The organism is Brevundimonas sp. (assembly GCF_030682035.1).
Lineage (GTDB): Bacteria > Pseudomonadota > Alphaproteobacteria > Caulobacterales > Caulobacteraceae > Brevundimonas.
This window is the reverse complement of sequence record NZ_JAUXQZ010000014.1, coordinates 36,803-58,127: the sequence shown is the minus strand read 5'-3', so window position 1 is coordinate 58,127 and position 21,325 is coordinate 36,803. Positions and strand designations below refer to the sequence as shown.

General features: G+C 62.1%; 16 protein-coding genes. 13 read left to right on the top strand and 3 right to left on the bottom strand.

The window, feature by feature from the left end:
• Positions 1-121 precede the first annotated feature (121 nt).
• The 13 genes from Q8K49_RS02175 to Q8K49_RS02115 all read left to right on the top strand — a co-directional run bounded on the left by Q8K49_RS02175 (position 122) and on the right by Q8K49_RS02115 (position 16,926).
• On the top strand, positions 122-1,210 hold the full coding sequence (locus tag Q8K49_RS02175) for a hypothetical protein (RefSeq protein WP_305303784.1): 1,089 nt from the start codon (positions 122-124) through the stop codon (positions 1,208-1,210).
• 550 nt (positions 1,211-1,760) lie between these two features.
• Positions 1,761-4,184 (top strand): AAA family ATPase, encoded by a 2,424-nt coding sequence (locus Q8K49_RS02170; protein ID WP_305303783.1) that lies wholly within the window; start codon positions 1,761-1,763, stop codon positions 4,182-4,184.
• Between the two features lie 263 nt (positions 4,185-4,447).
• A complete protein-coding gene (locus tag Q8K49_RS02165; RefSeq protein WP_305303959.1) occupies positions 4,448-5,131 on the top strand; it encodes a recombinase family protein in 684 nt (227 codons plus the stop codon).
• Positions 5,131-6,105 (top strand): hypothetical protein, encoded by a 975-nt coding sequence (locus Q8K49_RS02160; RefSeq protein WP_305303782.1) that lies wholly within the window; start codon positions 5,131-5,133, stop codon positions 6,103-6,105. The genes Q8K49_RS02165 and Q8K49_RS02160 overlap by 1 nt, the downstream gene beginning before the upstream one ends.
• A gap of 270 nt (positions 6,106-6,375) precedes the next feature.
• Positions 6,376-7,293: a hypothetical protein gene (locus Q8K49_RS02155; RefSeq protein ID WP_305303781.1), complete on the top strand. Its 918-nt coding sequence runs from the start codon at positions 6,376-6,378 to the stop codon at positions 7,291-7,293.
• 786 nt (positions 7,294-8,079) lie between these two features.
• Positions 8,080-9,336 carry a TolC family protein gene (locus Q8K49_RS02150; RefSeq protein WP_305303780.1) on the top strand — a complete coding sequence of 419 codons (1,257 nt, stop codon included), beginning with the start codon at positions 8,080-8,082 and terminating at the stop codon, positions 9,334-9,336.
• Positions 9,333-10,484, top strand: coding sequence for an efflux RND transporter periplasmic adaptor subunit (locus tag Q8K49_RS02145; RefSeq protein WP_305303779.1), 1,152 nt, complete (start codon positions 9,333-9,335; stop codon positions 10,482-10,484). Before Q8K49_RS02150 ends, Q8K49_RS02145 begins: the two co-directional genes overlap by 4 nt.
• Position 10,485: 1 nt before the next feature.
• Positions 10,486-13,731 (top strand): efflux RND transporter permease subunit, encoded by a 3,246-nt coding sequence (locus tag Q8K49_RS02140; RefSeq protein ID WP_305303778.1) that lies wholly within the window; start codon positions 10,486-10,488, stop codon positions 13,729-13,731.
• 57 nt (positions 13,732-13,788) lie between these two features.
• Positions 13,789-14,133 (top strand): DUF190 domain-containing protein, encoded by a 345-nt coding sequence (locus Q8K49_RS02135; RefSeq protein WP_305303777.1) that lies wholly within the window; start codon positions 13,789-13,791, stop codon positions 14,131-14,133.
• On the top strand, positions 14,133-15,083 hold the full coding sequence (locus Q8K49_RS02130; protein ID WP_305303776.1) for a cation diffusion facilitator family transporter: 951 nt from the start codon (positions 14,133-14,135) through the stop codon (positions 15,081-15,083). Before Q8K49_RS02135 ends, Q8K49_RS02130 begins: the two co-directional genes overlap by 1 nt.
• Entirely contained in the window at positions 15,080-15,988 is a 909-nt protein-coding gene (locus tag Q8K49_RS02125; RefSeq protein ID WP_305303775.1) for a cation diffusion facilitator family transporter, read from the top strand. Before Q8K49_RS02130 ends, Q8K49_RS02125 begins: the two co-directional genes overlap by 4 nt.
• 126 nt (positions 15,989-16,114) lie before the next feature.
• Complete coding sequence (locus Q8K49_RS02120; protein WP_305303957.1) at positions 16,115-16,477, top strand: Fur family transcriptional regulator; 363 nt, start codon at positions 16,115-16,117, stop codon at positions 16,475-16,477.
• Positions 16,478-16,662: 185 nt separating this feature from the next.
• Positions 16,663-16,926, top strand: coding sequence for a hypothetical protein (locus tag Q8K49_RS02115; RefSeq protein WP_305303774.1), 264 nt, complete (start codon positions 16,663-16,665; stop codon positions 16,924-16,926).
• Positions 16,927-17,115: 189 nt separating this feature from the next.
• Here the strand turns inward: Q8K49_RS02115 and Q8K49_RS02110 are convergent, their stop codons facing one another.
• Genes Q8K49_RS02110 through Q8K49_RS02100 form a run of 3 tightly spaced genes read right to left on the bottom strand, consistent with a single transcriptional unit; the run spans position 17,116 to position 21,325 of the window.
• A complete protein-coding gene (locus tag Q8K49_RS02110) occupies positions 17,116-18,213 on the bottom strand; it encodes an endonuclease NucS domain-containing protein (protein WP_305303773.1) in 1,098 nt (365 codons plus the stop codon).
• Positions 18,213-19,871 carry a restriction endonuclease subunit S gene (locus Q8K49_RS02105; RefSeq protein ID WP_305303772.1) on the bottom strand — a complete coding sequence of 553 codons (1,659 nt, stop codon included), beginning with the start codon at positions 19,869-19,871 and terminating at the stop codon, positions 18,213-18,215. Before Q8K49_RS02105 ends, Q8K49_RS02110 begins: the two co-directional genes overlap by 1 nt.
• Entirely contained in the window at positions 19,868-21,325 is a 1,458-nt protein-coding gene (locus Q8K49_RS02100; protein ID WP_305303771.1) for a class I SAM-dependent DNA methyltransferase, read from the bottom strand. Before Q8K49_RS02100 ends, Q8K49_RS02105 begins: the two co-directional genes overlap by 4 nt.

The following is a 21,325-nucleotide window of genomic DNA, read 5'->3' as shown; positions in this document are numbered from 1 at the left end:
TTTCCAGAGGCTATCGGTCGCGGAGTTACCTACGGCCAACTGACACCCGGTGCGGGGCCATTCGCCGCCGCGTGGCCAACTGCATGAGCCAGCCCTCATCGCAAGCGGGTAGGAAACGTTGATGCCCGATTGGACCTCGCTGATTTCGAATGCAGCGCGCGGCCTTTCCTCTGAGAGGGGTGCAAACGCGCGCTCGGCAGATGAGATCCTGGGCGACGCCATCCGCGATCTTTCGAGCGACGCTGAACTTGCTGCCTTCTACGAGGCGGCGAGAGGTATCGTCGATGACAGACCAACTTCTCCCAAAGCGGAGTTGCGCAGTGCAGAGGTTAGACTTCTCGCAGACGCGATAATCACTCTGGAAACTCGTGAGCTGCAGGGGGAGCGTTCGGCCGTCCAAAAAAACCTTCTCGAAGAAGTCTGCTGGGGACTCTTCAACGGGGCTTGGAAAGCGCACGGTGCCACGCCGAGAGTGCCTTTTGCTCCAGACGACGCGACTGCCCTGTATGTTCGAGCCATACTACGCGAGCTTGGCTCACCGCTGAAGGCCACCGAGACTGCCGGCGGATCCAGCCTCTTTGGCGCGGATCCGATGACAATGCTCGATCTTATCGAACGAGACGGGAATGTATCGCGGTTCCTTTCTGTTCTGCTCGCGTATTCAAACCAAGGCTGGTTGCATCCGGCGGACATCATCCTCCGCTTTAATCGGTGGCACACTGCGCTCCTGAGCGTCTCCAGCACCGATATAGCCTATCGCACCGCCCTGACCGTAGTCGGTCATGCTGAGGATTTCCCCGTTCTTCGCGAGAAGCTGGTTCTGCTCTTACTCAATGTTGTCGCGCTCCTTCTGGAAAGGACCGAGTCGTTGGTAGGTGTCGTTGCGGGTGTCTACAACGCTCGTCCATCAGCAGATACGCTGTTGCAGCTGACCGCCGAGCAGTTCGGCGTGAATGCGATGAGCCGAGCCTTGGCAGATCGTCACCGCGAGGCGAGCACCTTGGGGAGGGCGCAGGAAAGCAGTGTGGTTCGATATATTGAACATCTCTCCCAAGATGCCCAGGAGCTTTCTGACCAGTGGCGATCCACTGGAGAGTCCCAAGAAGAAATAACGGGTCTTGTGTGCGAGGTTCTCCACACGAGGGCTCGGACGAAGCCCATAGACATCCAAGGCGCCACGCAGGCCCAGTTGATCGATTTCTACTACTAAAGATCCAGAGAAAGCGGTGGGCTCCATGAGCCGAGTAAGTCCTCTCGTCCTCGCCGTCATCAGGGCTTCGTCAAAGGCTGTGGCTGCGCATTTTTCGTCATTCGTGTCGGTGGCGAGTGATCTGAAAGTGCCGGCTAACGACGCTCTTCGAGCCTTAGCTATTGGCTACTCAGACGACCTCTCGGATGGCAACCCTGAGCTCGGCACCACCTATCGCTTCAACCACGTTCAGACGTCCGACATCTTCCGTGGTGAGTTTTTGGGGCTTCGGGCCGGAAGCGAAGGCTGGCTGCGCCAAGTGGGATTGGCACGGAGACGGTCATTTTGGGGATCTGGCTCTCAACTAGACACCCACATCTATCAGCAAGACTATGATCGAGGTCTCGCTGCGCTACTGTCTGACTCCGGTGAAAGTTTTCGGCGGCGAGCCGAAACCAGTCGGGGAGAGGCTTGGGAGGACACCGGCATGGTCTTCGGGAGGACAAGGGTATCGGCCATTGTCCAGCAATCTCTTGCCACCAGTCGGAAGGTGCTCGACCAGGCGCGAGCCTTGAAGTCCGCCAAGCGGTTTGAGTATTATCGAGTTTCCGTTCCCTCTCCGCTTTGGATTGCCAAACAAATCCTGACGGACCCCGACTATCCTGCCAGCGAGGCTTATGCCATCGTGGCGCTTCGCGCATATCTCTTCGAGAAAATCGAGCATTCGTTTGGAATAAGTTCCTTGGATCTGTCCGTTGATAGTATTAGCGGCGCCTACGAGACATTTGCAAATCGTCGAAGCGTTAGTCGAGACCTCCTGCTAGGAGGGTCTCCGCAGACTATGCTTATTAGCCATTTTCTTGCAATGCGCGGGTTGATGCATCTACAAATGCGTTACAATCCAGCGCATCCGGACTTCTCAGATCGATTTGAAGAACTATTTGGGGACCTAAATCGCCATGACTCGCCGTTGTTCGCCCGGCGCCAAAGAGGGGTCAGTGTGCGAGCCGATCCTGAAATCGAAGAACTTCCGACTACCGCCGACCTAGTGACCGAACTCACGGGACTGCCCATCCCGATCGAGGGTATGAACACCCTATTTCGCGGCGGTCTGCGGCTCGCTCAAGGCGGCGACCTAGTGGCCGCGGTTTCGGGAACGTTCGGCGCTGGTAAGACGTCGTTTTGCCTCGGGTTAGCAGCGTCGCTGGCGCCGCTCGGTTGCAAGACACTGTTTCTATCCTGCGAAGAACCGAAGATCGACTTGGACGCTCGGCTACGCGAGGCCATTCCCGCCAACCTAACCCGCACTACACCGCTCTTATCGGATGTCAGGCTCACAGCAGACGTAGGCAGCGCCATCAATGACACCGGTGATGAAAAAGCGGTGCAGGAGCGGTTCCCGTGGTTTTACGCCGCAAAAATCGACGCGCCCGACTATTATTCAGAGGAAGGTCGCGAAACCGATGTGGCCGCGTCTCTCATTGAACTCCTTCGACCCATTCTGGAGCCCCGTGATCCTGACGACGCTTCTGACAGGACAAGGGATCCTACGCGTCGCCTCCGGCTGATCATCATTGACGGGATCCATCAGCTCTTCAGAGGAACTTCTGGTGGCCAGGAAATGGTCGATCATGCCTTGTCAAAAATCGTCGAGTTCTGCCGGGCACATCAGGCGATTTTCATCTTCACCGTTGGACAAGGGGAAAGGGAAGACCGGCGGCTGGAGTATGTTTGTGACTTAGTAATCAGCTTGGATCGCGTAGGATTTGAGTCATCGGAGCAGCAGCCTACTCGGATCATGAAGCTGCTGAAAGCCAGACGCCAGGCAGTCCGACCTGGTGCTCATCTCTTCCATCTAACTGCGCCGCGAGGGCTGAGGGTGAAGCCTAGCTTGTCGGCGATCTCGGACGAAGCCAAAGCACGCTCCTGGATCAATCCTGACAGCGATCAAATACTCTACCTTTCCACTCCAATGATTGGCAGTCGAAGTAGCATCATCGCGCAGGCGAGACGACGGAGCCTAGACCGCAGATTAGTTCTTGGCTTCAGGCGCTATTCACAGATCCTCGTAAAGGGGCGAGGCAGCAGCGGAAAGTCGGCGCTGGGATTGTCGCTCCTTCATCGCCGCCCGCTTCCGCCATTGGAGGCTCGTCGGCTAGCCCGTGCTCACTTTTTGGCACAGTTGGGGTTTGAGCGACGAGTAGCATGGACCGAAAGTCGGGTTCTGATAGTGTCGTTCCTATATCCTGAGCAGCACTACGCGTCTGACCTCCAACGGCTGCACATTGCTGGTCGAGCGGATGATGCTTCTGGGAGTGATACTGAAGGATTGGAGGGCGGGTTCGAACTTACCCCGGAGCCCAACCTAGTTCTAGCTAATCGCAGTGCTCACGGCCCATACTCTCCTCGGGCACTGTTGCCAGACTCCTTTAAGCAGGACGTCCTGTCGCTATACCCCGGTCACTTAATGCCGGAGGACCTGCTCGGCAAAATAGCCCGCCGTCTGCAAACTGCCGCGCTCCGAGGGTTACCCTACACGGGGGTCCTCATCGACGGCATCCACAACGTGTTCCTTCAGTTCCCGGAGATAGAACGGGCACCGGGCCTATGGCCGCAGTTATATAATCTCCTTCGCAGGAAGGGCGTGTCGGTTGTGATCACTCACACCGATTTCGAGGTCCATGGTGGAGAGGACAAATACAGCCAACGAGGTGAATACGGGGGCGTGGACAATGGATCGTTGGACCGTAAATCAGCGCCGATACTGTCATCTCTCGTCTCAGCCGGCGACTACGTGTTCGATATTGCGCCGATCCCGTCTACGACCGGGGTTGATGAACAACAACGAACCTTTTCGGTCCGATACCGTGCGCTCCTCAAAGAGGCCCTCGAAGAGGAGGTGCGAGGGACTGTTCTGTTGTGGGATCGCGCCCGTTGTCGCTGGTTCCGGGGGTCTGAGCCGTTGGACGAGCTAATCCAACTTGGTTCGTCCTGATCACCACCGCGCGAATACAGGATCTTGGTGATCGGGTGCCTCGTTGAACTATGGCTGACCGAGACGTCTCATCAGGGGCCTGTGACATTGGGTAGGATGCCACTGCATCGGCTCCACCCACTCGCCTGGGCCAAGATCTAGAACCTGCCGAGACTTTGAGCGGCTCTGCCAAAACGCCTGCAAATTAACCTATTCTATCCTAGGTCGATCGGTCGCGCGGGTGTAACATATGGTTCAACCACCGATGAGACAGGGGCCACACCATCAGCAAGCGATATGTCGCATATTACCGATGTTCCACGAAGCGCCAGGGACAGTCCGGCCTCGGTCTTGAAGCCCAGCGAGCGGCGGTGGCTGCCTATGTCGGCGACGGCACCCTGCTCATGGAGTTTCAGGAGATCGAGAGCGGCACGCGGGCAGACCGTCCTGCGCTCGATGAGGCCCTCCGGGAGTGTCGGATGCGGGGTGCGGTCCTGGTGATCGCAAAGCTGGACCGACTGTCGCGTAATGTCGCCTTCATCTCGAAGCTGATGGACAATGGTGTCGACTTCATTGCCGTCGACATGCCCGCTGCGACCCGCTTCACCCTCCACATTATGGCGGCTATGGCCGAGCAGGAGCGGGACATGATCTCCCAGCGGACGAAGGCAGCGCTGGTGGCCGCTCGTGCCAGAGGTGTGGTCCTCGGCGGTCGAAGAGGAGATCACCGGATCGAGGATCACGCCGCAGCAGGTCGTCAACGTTCTGCCGAAGTCCGGACGTCAGCTGCTCAACACCTGAGGGAGGATCACCTAGCCGTCATCCACCGGATCCAATCCGAAGGCGCGACGGGCTTGAGGGCTATAGCCCGCGAGATGAATGCTCGGAGTGTCATGGCACCGAGGGGCGGGACGTGGTCCGCTGGCCAAGTTCGACGGATCACCTCCCAAGCCGGTTCGGTGAGCTGATGGCTCGGATACGCGGGCGCGAGCTGTCCCTCGATAAGATCGTTGCCAATGAGAAGGAGTTCGGGCTGCAGGTCGCGGCGAACGCCGCCCGGGTGAACGCGAAGCTCCAGGCGCGATCGTCAGGAAAGATGTTTCAACCGCCGCGTCGGGACCCCTTGGCCGATCGCAATATTGTCGAGCATATCCAGCGATCTATCAAGGCAGGGGCCAGGGTGCGCTTTGGCAGTCGAGAGGGACCTCTAGTTAGGCGTCTTCCTACACCCATGCACGAGGCCAACTGGAAGGTTCTCAGTGCAGAAGACAGGAAGACGAGGAAGAAGCTCAAGCCTACAGACTCCTGGATCAAGACAATGTGGCTACCCCACCCTGATCACACCGGGAACATGTTGAAGGCTCTGTCATGGGGGTGTTCGATGTCAGGCGTTGGTGCACGGTCTCTGACGCTTCATCTGGGAGATGAGGTTATCGACGCTGCCAAGGCTGATCCCCTCGGGTTCGTCCGGCATATGCAGATGCGTATGGCGAGGGAGCTGAAAAGGGCATTTCGTTCAGTGAAGGGAGCTGTGTTCCCGGAATACTTCTTCACAGTTGAGGACACGGATCTGGGACGACCTCATGTGCATGGCGGTATCCAGCTTCCGAACGAGGACCCTGCCTACCTGGGCATCGTTCGAGAGGCGTTGAAGAAGGCCGGCGGGAACAGTCATCACCGTGAGGCGGGTCGTCAACTTCATATGCCTGAACTGGAAACCCCAGCTCGATGGGTCAACTACCTCTCGAAATGGGTCTTGGGTTCAGCTGTTCGCCATGACGGTGGTCACTTCGCAGCGACGAATGGCATCCGGCGTCAGGGCCGCGCATGGTATGTGAAGGCAAGGTCCGGCGAGGTTGTCCTCGATCCGAAGAGTTCGTGGTCTGACTTCGGTTTCGTTGATCTCCTGGAGGGCCTCAGCAGCGGCTCGAAGCGGAGTTAGTGGGGGCTGATTGCCCGCGCTCACTCAGGGCGCTCCAGCACCCCTTCAAGAGGCTTTGGCGGGCATTGAAATGTGATGCGGTCGATGATGATGGGCATGCAGAAAGTTCATTCCGATGAAGCTGCAACTTCGAAACGATACTCAAGCGAAACGACTCGGAATGTGCTACAATATGCGTTGACGTGAGGCTTCCCGGGCGAGTTCATCTCTCCGGCCTCAACCTGGTTTTTCCAGGCCCCTCGCGTCCGACTGAAGCCCCAAGAAAATCCAATGACCCTGAGCACTGCCGGCACCCCGATGCCTGCGTCTGTGTCCCCCCAGATGGCGTGGGAGGCGTTCGGCACGGTGTTTTCCAAGACCAACTTCCGGCTCCAGATCGCCACGCGGGACCCCATCGGCCTCACCGTCGAACACGACGCCGCCTTCGGCTCGTGCCTCTCCGGTTCCGACGCATGGGAACCGGGCGAAAAGGCAAAAAACTGGGTCGCAAACCGTGTCCTGGAACTCGCCGCCCAAGTCGACAAGACGTCGGTCCGACGCCTCTGCCTCCAGATCCCGCGTCCGGGGGATGAGCCGGCGATCGATGCCTTCCTGATCGGGCTCCAGCGACGCCTGAAGGATGATCTCCGGATCGAGATTTCCCGCCATTTCGACACCTCGCTGTCTCAGTGGGAGGAGGACGCCATGACCTTCGTCTACGGTGACGAAAAGCCCCATGATCGCCTGAGGCTCTTCAACTACTCCGGCCTCGACCAGCTGGTCAGTGTCGACGCCGGCCGGAAGGCCCTGAAATGGATCTTCGGCAGGACCCATTTTCACCTGACGGGCACCGGAGCGGGTCTGGTCCTCCACGCTGACTACAAGTTCGACGTCGTGCGATCCCAGAGGGGCAGCATTTCCGAGTCGACCAGGGCGAGGAGCCTCGTCGCCCGCGCGGTCCAGGTCGTCGTCGACGAAGGTGTTCGGCGAGCAAAGGCAGACAAGGTGTTCGCCCCGGTGACCAGAGCCTCTATCAAGGCAGACTTGGAGCGGGTGTTCGAGAAGGACGGACCTTGGGGCATGATCCACCTGACCCTGGAGACAGATCGAAGGAGCTACCACATCGCCCCGCCGCCATGGACGAATGCTAGAGCGACGGCCCTCCTGGAGCGGCAAGCCCCATACTTGTTCGAGCCCGCTGTCGGATAATGGAAGTCGTAGACCTCGCGTCGGGTGCGTGACCCTGGTCGGCAATCTTTGGCACCATATCTGGCGCTTGCCTTATACCTAGCCGGATGGCGGTCAGACGGCATTACGGCCTATCGCAGGGCGTTTCTGTGCAACCTACAGGGCTTAAAAAAGCTGTCGCGGGCCTCTGGTGCCTGACTGACCGGTATCAGCGTGCCGCAAACTCCGGCGTGGTCGGCCATCGGGTGGGGTATAAGAACTGGTATGAAGACCCCGGTTTCGCGGAATAGACCGGTTCGCGCTGAGTGTGTTTCCGGTCCCTAGGTTCTTGCACTTACCCCGGCCCCGCCTCCTTGGTGCGACTTCACGCGCATTGCTCCGAGACGGAACCGTGGTAGAGGGCGGCATGGTTCGGTCGGCGAACAGACATGGCATCGTGGCGGCGCTCTTTGCGCTGTTCGTCGCTTTGTTCGTCTTGATCCCGACGATCGACGCTTCAGCCTGTGCCGTCGAGTTGGAACCCGCTCATGCGGCAACGTCCATCAAGGACACCAGCGACGGCGACCCTGTTGACCCGGGCGAGCATGCAATCTGCTCCCACGGGCACTGCCACCATGGCGGCGCCACGGCGCCGTCTTCGCCCGTGCCGACAGCGATGACTGTGGCGATCTCGCTGAGCCCGCTACACCCCTATTCGGAACCCTTGGCGTCCCGCGCGCCAAGCGGTCTGGAACGTCCGCCCAGAGCCTGACGAGTCTCGCGCCTTCGTACGCGTCACCCTCGTCTGGAACCTCTGGAACATGACTCATGCCCTCCACAATCTATCGCCTGCCGCGTCTCGCGGTCGGCTGCGCTGCGGTCGCCCTGACCGCCGCGCTCGGTTTGCTGGCGCCTTCGGTCGCCTTTGCTGAACCCGTGACCTTGGCCGAGGCCCTGACGCGGGCCTCGGCTACCTCTCCTCTGCTGACAGCGGCTGAAGCCAACATCGCGGCGGCTCGGGGCCGCGCTCAGCAGGCGGGATTTCGGCCTAACCCCGAACTCGATCTGGAGGTGGAGAACTTCGCCGGCACGGGTGGCTTCAGCGGCCTGAATGACTCCGAGACGACCTTGGCGATCGGCCAGCGGTTTGAGATGGGCGGCAAGCGGACCGCACGCCGCCGGGCGGCCGAGGCCGAGGTGGAGACCGCGCGACTGGAACTCGAAGTGGCCCGCGCCGATCTGGAGCGGGATGTCCGGGACGCCTACGCCGAGGCTTTCGCCGCTGGTCGCCGGGTCGAACTGGCCCGTGATCAGTTTGGACGAGCCGAGAACCTTTCAACCATCGCCACGGAACTGGTCGATGCCGGTCGCGAACCTCCGTTGCGGGCGATCCGGGCTCGAACAGCGGCGTTTGAGGCTGTCGGGCGGGTGCGGGCTGCCGAGGCGGAATATGCCCAGGCGCAGCGCGCCCTGTCCGCTCTTTGGGGTGGGTCGGACGACTTGCCCGAGCCTGTGCCCGGTGATCAGCCCGTTCCGTCGCTGACGGTCGATCCGACGGATACGCTTGATGTCCGACTGGCCGAGGCGGCGGTTGAAACCTCCGTCGCGGTCGTCGATCGCGAACGCACTACGTCCCGGCCGGATGTGACAGTCAGCGTCGGCGCCCGGCAGTTTGCGGGGTCAGACGACACGGCCTTGGTGTTCGGAGCCTCCATGCCGATCGGCCTGTTCGACCGCAACCAAGGCAACATCGCCGCCGCGAATGCGGAACGGACGGGCGCCGAGGCCCGACGCAATGCAGCGCTGGCGGCTTCGGTTCGCCGGGCCCGCGACGCGCGTGCGGCGCTCCAGACGGCGGAAGCCCGACGGACCTTCCTCGAAACCCGCGCCGAACCCGAAGCCATCGAAGCGGTGCGGATCGCCCGCGAAGGCTTCTCGGCCGGACGGTTCACCCTGTTGGACGTGCTCGATGCCGAGGAAGCGCTGAACGCCGTCCAGTCCGAAATGATCACAGCCCAGCTCGACCAGTCGCGCGCCATCGCCGCGCTGACGCGAGCCAACGAAACCGAAGGACAAGTCCAATGAGAAAACTGACCAACCAGAAAAGGCTCATGATCGGCGCGGCGGCCACCATCGTCGTCGTCGGAGGCAGCGTGGCCGTATGGAGCATGACCCGTCCCGATGCGGCTCCCGTGGCCGCCGAGGCGGAGGAGCACCGTGAGGGCGAAGGTCTGGAGATGGACGCCGCTCGCATTCAGGCGGCCAGCATCGTCCTGGCGCAGGTCACCAGCGGATCACTGAGTTCCGAGATCGTGGCGCAGGGCACGGTGGTTGGAACGCCTCAAGGCGAAGCGGTCCTGGCTGCCCGCGCCGACGGCGTGATCAGCCGCGTTTCCCTGCGGCTGGGCGACAGCGTCCGCGCCGGCCAGACCGTCGCCCAGATCGAGAGCCGCGAAGCCTCGACCATCGCGGCCGATCGATCGACGGCCCAGGCCCGCCTGACCGCCGCGCGGCAGGCATTGGCGCGCGAGCAACGCCTGTTCGACTCCCAGATCACCGCCCGTCAGGATCTCGAAGCCGCACAAACGGTGCTGGCCGAGGCCCAGGCCGAGTCGCGACGAACGGCGTCCGCCGCTTCCGCCGCGCGCGTGTCGGGCGATGGCCGAAGCACCGGTGTAGTCAGTCCGATCACCGGTCGGGTGACGGCGGCGAATGCGACACTCGGGTCCTACGTCACGGCGGGGACCGAGCTGTTCCGCGTCGCCAACGCTAGCCAGATCGAAATCGAAGCGTCCGTGTCGGCACAGGACGCCGCGCGCATCGTGCCCGGCGATCGAGCCACTATCACGCTGCCCGAGGGCGAGGTGCAGGCGACGGTTCGGTCGATCACGCCGGGCGTGGACGTGGAGAGCCGCGCGGCCACAGTGCTGCTGAGCATTTCAGGTGTCGGTGGTCTGCGCCCCGGTCAGGCCATTTCGGTTCGCATCTTCACCCGGGACGCGCAAACGGCCGGAGGCGTCTCCGTCCCGGAAGAGGCCATCCAGACCGTCGAGGGTCGCGAGGTTGTGTTTGTCAGGACCGCGATGGGCTTCGAGGCTGTTCCCGTCCTTGTCGGACAACGCAGCGGGGGTCGCGCGGAGATCACCTCCGGCCTTCGCGCCGGCCAGACGATCGCCACCCGCAACGCCTTCCTCCTGAAGGCCGAGCTGGGCAAGGGCGAGGCGGAGCACTGACATGATCGCCAACCTCATGGCCCTGTCGGTGCGGGCGCGATGGATAATCATCGCGCTCGTGCTGCTCGTCTCCACCTACGGCGCGTGGCAGTTGACCCGACTGCCCATCGACGCCGTGCCGGACATCACCAACAACCAGGTGCAGATCAACACTTCAGACGCCTCACTTTCGCCCGTTGAGATCGAGAAGCGGGTCACCTTCCCGGTGGAAACGGCGATGGCGGGCATCCCCGGCCTGCAATCGACCCGCTCGCTCTCTCGAAACGGCTTTTCCCAGGTCACCGTGATCTTCGAGGAAAACGTCGATCTCTACTTCGCGCGCCAGCAGGTCAGCGAGCGGCTGGTTCAAGCCCAGGACAGCCTTCCGGACGGCGTCCAGCCCCAGATCGGGCCCGTCACCACCGGGCTCGGTGAAGTCTTCATGTATGCCATCGACTTCGCCAATCCGGGCGGACGGGGCGCGACCGTGCGCAACGGTCAGCCGGGCTGGCAGAGCGACGGATCCTTCCTGACCCCCGAGGGCGATCGTCTTGCCGACGAGGTCTCACGGGCCGCCTATCTGCGGACGGTGCAGGACTGGATCATCAGCCCTCAACTTCGTTCGGTGAACGGCGTAGCGGGGGTGGACACCATCGGCGGCTATGAGAAGCAGTATGTGGTTGAGCCGGACGCCACGCGACTGGCTCAGTATGGCGTCTCGTATTCTGAACTGGCCGAAGGACTGGAGGCCGCCAACCTGTCGGTCGGCGCCAACTTCGTCGAACGCGGCGGGGAAGCCTATCTGGTCCGCGCCGACGCCCGCATCCGCAGTCTGTCGCAGATAGAAGAAGCCATCGTCGCCACACGGGGCGGGGTGCCCGTAGCGGTGCGCGATCTGGCGACCGTGCGATTGGGGGGTGAACTCCGCACGGGCGGCGCCACGATGAACGGCCGCGAGGTCGTCGTCGGCACGACCTTGATGCTGATCGGCGAGAACAGCCGAACCGTCGCCCGCGCGGTGGGCGAGCAGTTGACCATCACCGAGCGATCCCTGCCCCCGGGGATCAAGGTCACCCCCGTTCTTGACCGCTCCAAGCTGGTGAATGCGACGATCTCGACAGTTCAGCGCAACCTGATCGAGGGCGCGATCCTCGTCGCCATCGCCCTGTTCCTGCTGCTCGGCAACGTCCGGGCCGCGCTGATCGCGGTCCTGATCATCCCGATCTCCTTCTTCATGACCGCCATCGGCATGAACTTCATGGGGGTGTCGGGCAATCTCATGAGCCTCGGGGCGCTGGACTTCGGCCTGATTGTGGACGGCGCCGTCATCATCATCGAGAACTGCTTGAGACGGCTGGCCGAGCGTCAACACCATGAAGGCCGACTTCTGACGCTGCGCGAGCGTCTGGAGGAGACCACCGTCGCGACCCAGGAGATGATCAAGCCGACCGTCTATGGTCAGGCCATCATCCTGCTGGTCTTCGTGCCGCTGCTGACCTTCCAGGGGGTCGAAGGCAAGACCTTTTCGCCGATGGCCATCACCCTGATGCTGGCCCTGATCGCGGCCTTTATCCTGTCGATCACCTTCGTTCCGGCGATGGTGGCGGTCCTGATGCGCAACAAGGTCTCAGAAAAGGAAGTCTTCGCGATCCGCTGGATCAAGGCGCGCTATGAGCCGGTCCTTCACAAGGCCGTAGCCCGTCCCTGGCCCTTCATCGGAGTCGGGGTTGGCATCTTCGCGGGCGCCGGCGTCATCTTCACCATGCTGGGGCAGGAGTTCATTCCTACGCTCGACGAACGCAACCTCGCCATGGCGTCCCAGCGTATCCCCTCAACCGCCCTTGAGCAGTCGGTGCGGATGCAGCGCGGTGTCGAGACGGCGGTTTCAGCGTTGCCCGAGGTGGAGCTGATGTTCTCCAAGACAGGCACGGCCGAGGTCGCCACCGACCCCATGCCGCCCAACATCTCGGACGGCTTCATCATCCTCAGGCCGCAGGACGAATGGCCCGAAGGCGTCGATACGAAGGAAGACGTCATCGAACGGGTCGAGGCGGCGTCCAATGCCCTCGTCGGCCAAGGCTATGAACTCAGCCAGCCCATCGAACTTCGCTTCAACGAGCTGATCGCCGGGGTTCGCGGCGACGTCGCCATCAAGCTGTATGGCGACGATCTCGACAAGCTGACCGCGACCGCCAACCAGATCGCGGCGGCGCTGACAGCGACCCCAGGTTCCGCCGACGTCAAGGTCGAACAGACCAGCGGGGCGCCATCGTTGGACGTGACTTTCGATCGAGCGGCAATCGCTCGCTACGGACTGACCGTCGAGGATGTCGCTGACACGGTCGCCGCCGCCATGGGAGGCCGTGAAGCCGGCCAACTGTTCGAGGGGGATCGCCGCTTCGACGTGGTGGTGCGGGTCCCCGGAGCCAGTCGCAATGATCTCGATGCGCTGGGGGCCTTGCCGGTTATGCTGCCCGAGCATGACGGAGAGGCGCGCGGTTCGGTGCCCTTGCGGCAGGTCGCCCAGTTCCGCTTCGCCGAGGGTCTGAACCAGATCAGCCGCGAGAACGGCAAGCGCCGCGTCGTGGTGCAGGCCAATGTGCGCGGCCGTGACGTGGGCTCGTTCGTTCGCGAGGCCACGCCAAAGGTCGAGGCTATCGCCCTGCCAGCCGGGTCATGGATTGAATGGGGCGGGCAGTTCCAGAACCTGAAAGCGGCCTCCGACCGCCTGGCTCTGGTGGTGCCCATCTGTTTCGCGGCGATCTTCGCCATCCTGTTCCTGGCAGTCGGAACGTTCGGCCGGGCCATCGCGGTCTTCACCGCCGTGCCTTTGGGACTGGCAGGCGGGGTGTTCGCCCTGGCGCTCACCGGCATCGCCTTCTCGGTGTCTGCGGCGGTCGGCTTCATCTGCCTGTCCGGCGTGGCGGTGCTGAACGGGTTGGTGGTCATGTCCAGCATCCGGCAGCGACTGGAGGCGGGGATGGAGCTGACCAAGGCCATCATCGAAGGCACGATGGAACGGGTTCGACCGGTCATAATGACCGGCCTGGTGCCCGCCATCGGCTTCGTGCCCATGGCTTTGGCCCACGGCACGGGCGCGGAGGTGCAGAAGCCCCTCGCCATGGTCGTGATCGGCGGCCTGATCACTGCGACTGCGCTCACGCTCCTGGTGCTGCCCGCGATCAGCAGGCTGATCTTGGAAAGAACCGAGAAGCGTCGGCCCGAAACCAGCGATGACCTGATGCCTGCGCCGATCCCGGCGGAATAGCCTGAGCCCCGCGTCGCTGACAAAGGCGGCGCGGGTCTTCATTTATGGAGACCGTTCATGACCGACACGATCAAACGTCTGCGGATTTACACGGACGAGGCGGCCTATTTCGGCGACCAGAAGGTCTTCGAGGTCGTCACCACCCGTGCCCGCGCCGCCAAGGTCGCCGGCGGGACCGTGTTTCAGGCCATCATTGGCTTTGGACACACCCCCCAGCTCCACCGCCGGCACCTGCTGGACGACGTCCAGTCCATCGTCATCGAAATCCTCGACGAGGAGATCAAGCTGCGCGACTTCGTCGGATCGTTGTCTGATTTGGAACACCTCGGTCCAATCACGCTTGAGACAGTCGAGGTGCTGCGATGGCCATCCTCGTCGTCCCCAGCAAACGGAGACACATAGTGGGCCAAGGGCACGACCATGGCGCGGAAGACATGCCCGACGGCAGGTTGGTCGCCGCCGTCGCCGTCAATGTGCTCCTCACCGTCGCCCAGATCATCGGCGGCGTGGTTTCAGGCTCGTTGTCGCTCATCGCAGACGCCCTGCACAATCTGAATGACGCGGCCTCTTTGGCCTTGGCCCTCTTCGCTCGGAAAATCGGGCGCCGCCCAGCCGACAAGCTGATGACCTTCGGATACGGCCGCGCCGAGGTCGTCGCCGCGCTGATCAATCTGACGACGCTGATCATCGTCGGCCTCTATCTGATCTACGAGGCTGTCTCCCGCTTCATAAATCCCCAACCGATCGACGGCTGGATTGTGATCGGCGTGGCCGGCATCGCCCTTGTGATCGACGTGGCGACTGCGGTCATGGTCCATGCGGGTTCCAAGAACAGCCTGAACATCAGGGCCGCCTTCCTGCACAACGTCTCGGATGCGCTGGCGTCGGTGGGTGTGATAATCGCCGGCGTGCTGATCCTGCTCTATGACCTCTATGTCGCCGACCTGATCATCACCCTGGTGATCTCCGCCTATGTGCTGTGGCAGGGCTTTTCGCTTCTACCGAAAACCATCCGTATCCTGATGGGGGCCACGCCCGACGACCTGGAGTTCGATCGGATTGTAGCCGCCATCGCCACGGTGCCCGGTGTTAGTGGTCTTCATCACGTTCACGTCTGGAGCGTGGACGAACATACGCGGTCTCTGGAGGCGCACATCGTCCTCGCGACGGGTTCGATGAAAGCGTTCGAACTGACCAAGAACCGCATACGGGCCGTGCTCAAGAGCGACTTTTCGATCGCCCACGCCACGCTCGAGCCCTGCACCGCTGACCTCAGCAGTGACCCGGCATCGGTCAAGGCCCACTCCAAACAGGACCGCCATCACGGTCACACCCATGGAGACCACGGATGAGCAAGGGTCACGACCACGGCCCGGGGGCCAGTAGCCGCCGCTTGATCTGGGCGTTGGCGCTGACGACGACCTTTCTGGTCGCCGAGGTCATCGGCGCGGTGGTGTTCAAGAGCCTAGCCCTGCTGTCGGACGCGGCACACATGTTCACGGACGTCGCTGCCCTGGCCATCGCGCTCGCGGCCATCAGGATCGGCGAGCGACCGGCGGACGACCTCCGAACATTCGGCTACCGCCGCTTCGAAATCCTCGCCGCCGCCTTCAACGCGGTTCTGCTGTTCCTGGTCGCCGGCTACGTCCTCTACGAAGGTGCCTTGCGGTTGTTTGACCCGGAGCCGGTCGGGTCCACCGGGATGTTGATCGTGGCCTCATTCGGCCTGATCGTGAACCTGATCTCTATGCGCCTCCTCGCTTCGGGAGCCGACAGCAGTTTGAACATCAAGGGCGCCTACCTTGAGGTCTGGGCGGATATGCTCGGCTCCATCGGTGTGATCGGCGGCGCCGTGGTGATCATGCTGACCGGTTGGACCTGGGTCGATCCGGTGGTGGCGATCGGGATTGGGCTGTGGGTGCTGCCCAGAACCTGGACGTTGCTCAGGAACACGACCCACATCCTGTTGGAGGGAGTGCCGAAGGGTCTGTCCCTTCCGGCAGTCCGAGCGACCATCGCGGCCGTTCCGGGCGTCGCCGAGGTCCACGACTTGCATCTTTGGGGGATCAGCAGCGGCGACGTGAACGGGTCAGTCCATGTTGCGCTAAACGAAGGCGCGGCCGCCGAACCTGTTCGATTGAGTGTTCTGCAACAGATGAAAACGGTTCACGGCATCGAACACGCGACCGTGCAAACCGAAGCTGGGCCGGGTGGGGATCCGGAAGGTGCAGGCCATTCCACCGATAGGCATCGATAAGCCGTGCCATGCCTTCATAGCGAAATCGGCCGCCCGCCGACCTCTGAAACGGTGTCTTTCGGGTGTCAGGCCGCCGCAGCGATGGTCAGCGCCGCCGGGCAGCGAATGACCGAACCCCGTCGCCGGGTGCTCGAACTGCTTTTGACGTCGGGCAGACCGGAGAAGGCGTATGATCTCATTGCCGCTTTCCACACTGACCAACGCATAGCAAAGCCCGCCACCGTCTATCGGGCGCTGGATTTCTTGGACAGGATGGGGCTCGTCCACCGGCTTTCATCATCCAAATGCTATGTGGCCTGCACCCTCGGCATGGCTGCCCACTCGGCTGCTTTCATGATCTGCGATTGTTGCGGATCCTGCCGCGAAATCTCCGCGCCTACAGTCGCTTCGCTGGTAGGGGCCGCAGCTGCGCTCGGTTACTCGGTTGATCGCGCCACAATCGAAGCTGAGGGCAGATGCCCGGCATGCCGCGTGACGACAGGCGAATAGAGAGCCGGATCGGGGGTTTTGTGGTCCGTCGCCTTGGTTGGCGGAGAGGTCGAGATCCACCCGCCGCTAGACTCTGTTGAGGCCGCTCAGGTCAGTGACCGACGCGAGTTGACCGCCGACGAGAGTTCGATTGTTGCGAACTTCGTCAGGACTGACCTCATCGATCCCACCAGCGTCCTGTTCAAGTGGCGACCTTCAACGCCACCGGGGTCGCGTCCGAGAAGCGCTATTGCCGTCTCTACAACGGCAGGATCCGAATGGGCGGCTACGTCGGCTTCAAGCCGTTCCACGCCAAGGTGACGTTCGACGGAACCCGGATCATTGCCGTGACGGACGCCTTCATGCCCTCGGCTGACATGCCTTCGCTGGCAGAGATTATCCCGAGCATGTGTGAAACCTTTGGCTACGACCTCGACGAGGTCGGGCGACAACAAGCCGTGCTTGGCTGACCCTTCACCGCGCTTCGGTGAGAGACGACGAAACCCGGTACTTGCCGTTACGAATGACTGCAGTCTCTGCGTGTGGTGCGGAGATTGGAGCCTCTAATCTCCGCAACGCCGGCCGCCCATAGGGTGCGATATGGGCAAGGCGGCCTGCCGCAAGCGAACGCGGTCCGAGCGGTCGGTCAGAGCCCGCAGCTAGGCCGTCTCCGGCCACCGCTCCTTCAAACGCTCGACGGTGGTCCGCCATTTTGGCGTCGTCGGCTTGCAGACGGTGTTCTGGTTCCCGAACAGACCGATCTCGTTGACGGCCTGTTCGAGCGGGACCGTATGGATCCACCGAACCGGCACGAAATACTCGCTGCGTTCAGGGTCGTCGGCGACCGCCCGGTGGTAGTTACCCTCGGTCAGAACATCGAGCGCGGGGCGTTGGCCTTCCGGCGTCGTGACTTGGAACTCGACGGACGGCTGCGGACGTCCCGTCACCTCCCCCATGCCGACAAAGCCGTGGCCCGGGGACTTCACCCAGATGCGGTCTCCGACGTTCAGAAGGTTGAGCGTGTTGCTATACCAACTCCCGCCGCCGGCGCTGATGAAGCCATAGCGCCGGGCCTCCTCCCACGATCGCCGATCGTTCCCCAGACCGAAGGAGGCGTAGAACTCGCCGTTCCAGGGCTCACTCTCGCGCAGGCCACGCGCCTTGGGGGCGGCTGCGGCGCTGACCTGGGTGTGGACCGGATCCAGCAGCCAGGCACGGCTGAGGAGCTGCTGGTCGCCATGGTCGAACACCTGGAAGCACAGCACATTGATGGCGATGTCGCGCTTGTTCAGATAGGCGACAATCCGCTCGCTGCTGTCGTCCAGAGAGGCTGCGACGATGACGATTTGGTGGCTCTCGTTCAGCGTCTCCTCGTCCAGCGGCTGGCCGAACCGCGCCTGGAAGTCCGCCGCGAGGTCCCGACCGGACGAGAAGCGGCGATAGATGGCGTCGATGTCCTGCGCCTCAAGCTCCTCGACCCAGACAGCATAGTCGATGGCCTGGGCGACGACCTCGCGCGGTGTGCGGTCGCGCTTCAGCTCGATCAACACCAAGGCCCCGTCGGGCGCTACGGCAAGAAGGTCGATGAAGCCCCCGGAGGCGGTCCGCTCCTGACGCCCGATCAGCATCCATTCGTCGGATAGGATCCGGGGAGAGGCGACGATCATATCCTCGAGGGCCCGCTCGCTAGGCAAGCGTCCCTCGATCAGTTGCCGTGGGGTGCTGCCGACCGTCCAGATGGCATTACGGATGGGCATCAGGCGGCCTCCTCGAGCGGCCGGGTATTAAGAGCGTCCTGAAGGAGGGCGTCGAGGAGTCGGGCGCGGCTCGTGTCGGTAGCAGTGAGGGCGGCCTCCAGCCGGTCGCAAAGGGCCATGAGGGCATCGACCTTGGCTACGATGCGCCGCTGCTCGGCGACAGGTGGGAGGGGGATCAGCGCTTCAGCGAGCTTTCCAGCCGATAGCTGTGGTGTGGCGGCACCACTTGAGAGTTGAGCGATCTGTCGATCAAAAACTTCCGACTGCATGCAAGTCACGAGGTAGGGGACGATCTCTGGGTCAAGGCAGCGAATGATAAGCAGCTGGGCATTTATGAAGCCCGTAGTGATATTTTCGGACGCCTTGAACAAACCAAATTTACCGACCGACCCGCGAAGAGTGATGAGAATATCCAGATCTTTAAGCTTCCCGCTACGTAGAGAACTGAACTTCGCAGGACTTATGAATTCCAAATTGGCGAAGCCAAGTCGGTGATCCGAGAGGTTCTTCGTGCTGAAAAAGGGAATGCCGTCGGATTTGAGGTCAGGCCCACTCGGGTAATTTGAACTTCGGTCACCATTTTCGAAAGTGGAAATGGCGTCCAATCGGACTGACTCCCAGCGGTGCGGAATAGCTACGCTCGAAGGCACAATTGAAATTACTTGATCCTTGTTCCGATGACCCTTGTTCCCCTTCATGGCGGCTCTTGCTGATGTAATCCGCTCCAACAACTCCGAGGCTGGTTCGTCGGTCGGGTCCTGGCCCACCAGCTTGCCGCCAGCGGCGAGGTTGAGGATGGTCTGGCGGAGGGGTTTGATCTGGTCGGGACGCGTGGTGAGTGCTGGAAGAGTGGCAACGACAGAGCGGGCTTGGGTGAGGAAGTCCTTTGGCTCCATGTCGGACGCGCTCAGGCGGGCTAGGCTGGCTGCGGTCAGCCGGTCGCGAGTGGCTTCGCGCGCAGTGCGGGCCGCCTCCAGCCGGTCACACAGACCCATGATTTGATCGACCCGAGCCTGAACAGCGGCTGCAATCGACGGGATCGGAACGTCAGAGAGCTTGGCGATCGTCAGCGTGACATTCGCGGTTCCGAGCATCCTTGATACCAAGAGGTCGTCTTTGAACGCAGAGAGGTATTCGAACAGAAACCTTGCTGAGAAACGCTGAGGATCCTTTGGAAAGATCGCCGCCAAGATAGTGCCCAGCGCGAACCGACCTTCTTGGTAATGGAGCCGTTGGAGGCTCGCTTTCCCGTGGCCGGCAGAGGAAACTAGGGGAACGATCGCCGCCGCGCCGTCAAAGTCAAAGTGATCGCATGACTGCCGATGCTCCGCGGTAACGACCAACGGGTAGGGTCCGGGAGCGGCGGCCTGAATGCCGGTGCGGCCTTTTTCAATCCGCGCGACGGTGCCGAGGCGCACGAAGTGTTCCGGTCTTCCGAGCGAGGCAGGCAGATCATCAGTGGCCACCGACCATTGGTCAAACTTGCCCTCCGGCGACCGGTGCAGCGCCTCCGTAACGGCCTGAAAATCGGCGTCATGATCTCCGCCGCCCAACTTTCCACCAACCGCCAGACCGACTGCCAGTCTCCGAAGGCCACGGATCGACCCCGGTCCGTCGCCGATCAACGCTACAACTCGATCAACGTGGTCCGCATTCATCGGGTGAGCGCTCCGAGCAAAATGCTTTTCAACTCCTCCCGCAAATGGTCGGTCTCAGCCTCGGCGGCGACCAGGTCCGCCAAAAGCGTTTCCGGGTCGCCATGTTCGTCAGCAACGCTGTGAGGGTTCTTGACGTCGAGATTGTAGCCACGCGCCTTCACCTCTCCGGCGCTCACCTTCCAAGCCTGCGGCGTCTCCTCGCGGCCCTGGCGGTCGCCGCCGCCCCACCAATCAATACAGCCCTGAAGATGCTCCAGCCGAATAGGCTTGGTCATCGAATAGGCTTTCTGACCCGCAGGCACCTGATGTTCGTAGAACCAGATGTCCCTCGTCGGCTCGCCCTTCTCGAAGAACAGCAGGTTGGTGCCGATCGAGGCGTAGGGGCGGAAGACGCTGTTGGGCAGGCGGACGATGGTGTGCAGGTTGCACTCCTCCATCAGCGCCTCCTTGAGCCGGGTCTTGACCCCCTCGCCGAACAGGGAGCCGTCGGGCAGCACGACCGCCGCCCGACCGCCTGGCTTCAGTAGACGGATGATCAGCGCCAGGAACAGATCGGCGGTTTCGCGGGTCTGAAAATGCTTCGGAAAGTTGCTCTCGATCCCGTCTTCTTCCTTGCCGCCGAAGGGCGGATTGGTCAGGACGATGTCGACCCGATCAGCTTGGCCGTAGCTGATGTAGGGCCGCGCCAAGGTGTTGTCGTGGCGGACGAAGCTGGGATCTTCGACACTGTGCAGGAGCATGTTGGTGGTCGCCAGCATGTGCGGGAGGGGCTTCTTCTCGACCGCTCGCAGTGCCCCTTGCATCTCTTGCTCGTCCTCGGGCCGCTTCACATAACGCTCGCGCATGTGTCGGATTGAGCAGGTCAGGAAGCCGCCGGTTCCGCACGCGGGGTCGAGCAGGACCTCGCCGGGCTTGGGGTCGATGCGGTCGACCATGAAGGCGGTCACGGCGCGAGGCGTGTAATATTCCCCGGAGTTCCCGGCGTTCTGGAGGTCGTTCAGCAGCTGCTCGTAGACGTCGCCGAAATGCTGACGTTCGGCCAGATCGTTGAAATCAACCTCGTTGATCTTGTTGACCACCTGCCGAAGCAGCTGACCGGACTTCATGTAGTTGTAGGCATCCTCGAACACGCCCCGGACCACACGGGCGCGATCCCCGGGCAGGCCGCTGAGCGGCAGGGACTTCAGGCTCGGGAAGAGGCTCTCGTTGACGAAGTCGATCAGCGCCTCGCCCGTCAGACCTTCCGGGTCGGCGGCCCAGGCGGACCAGCGCAGGTGATCGGGTATGGGCGAACGGTAGTCGTCGCGGAGCAGTTCCAGCTCCTGGTCCTGGTCGTCGATGATTTTGAGGAAGAACATCCAGCACAGCTGGCCCACGCGCTGGGCGTCGCCATCGACGCCGACATCCTTGCGCATGATGTCCTGGATGGATTTGACGAGGGTGCGAACTGACAT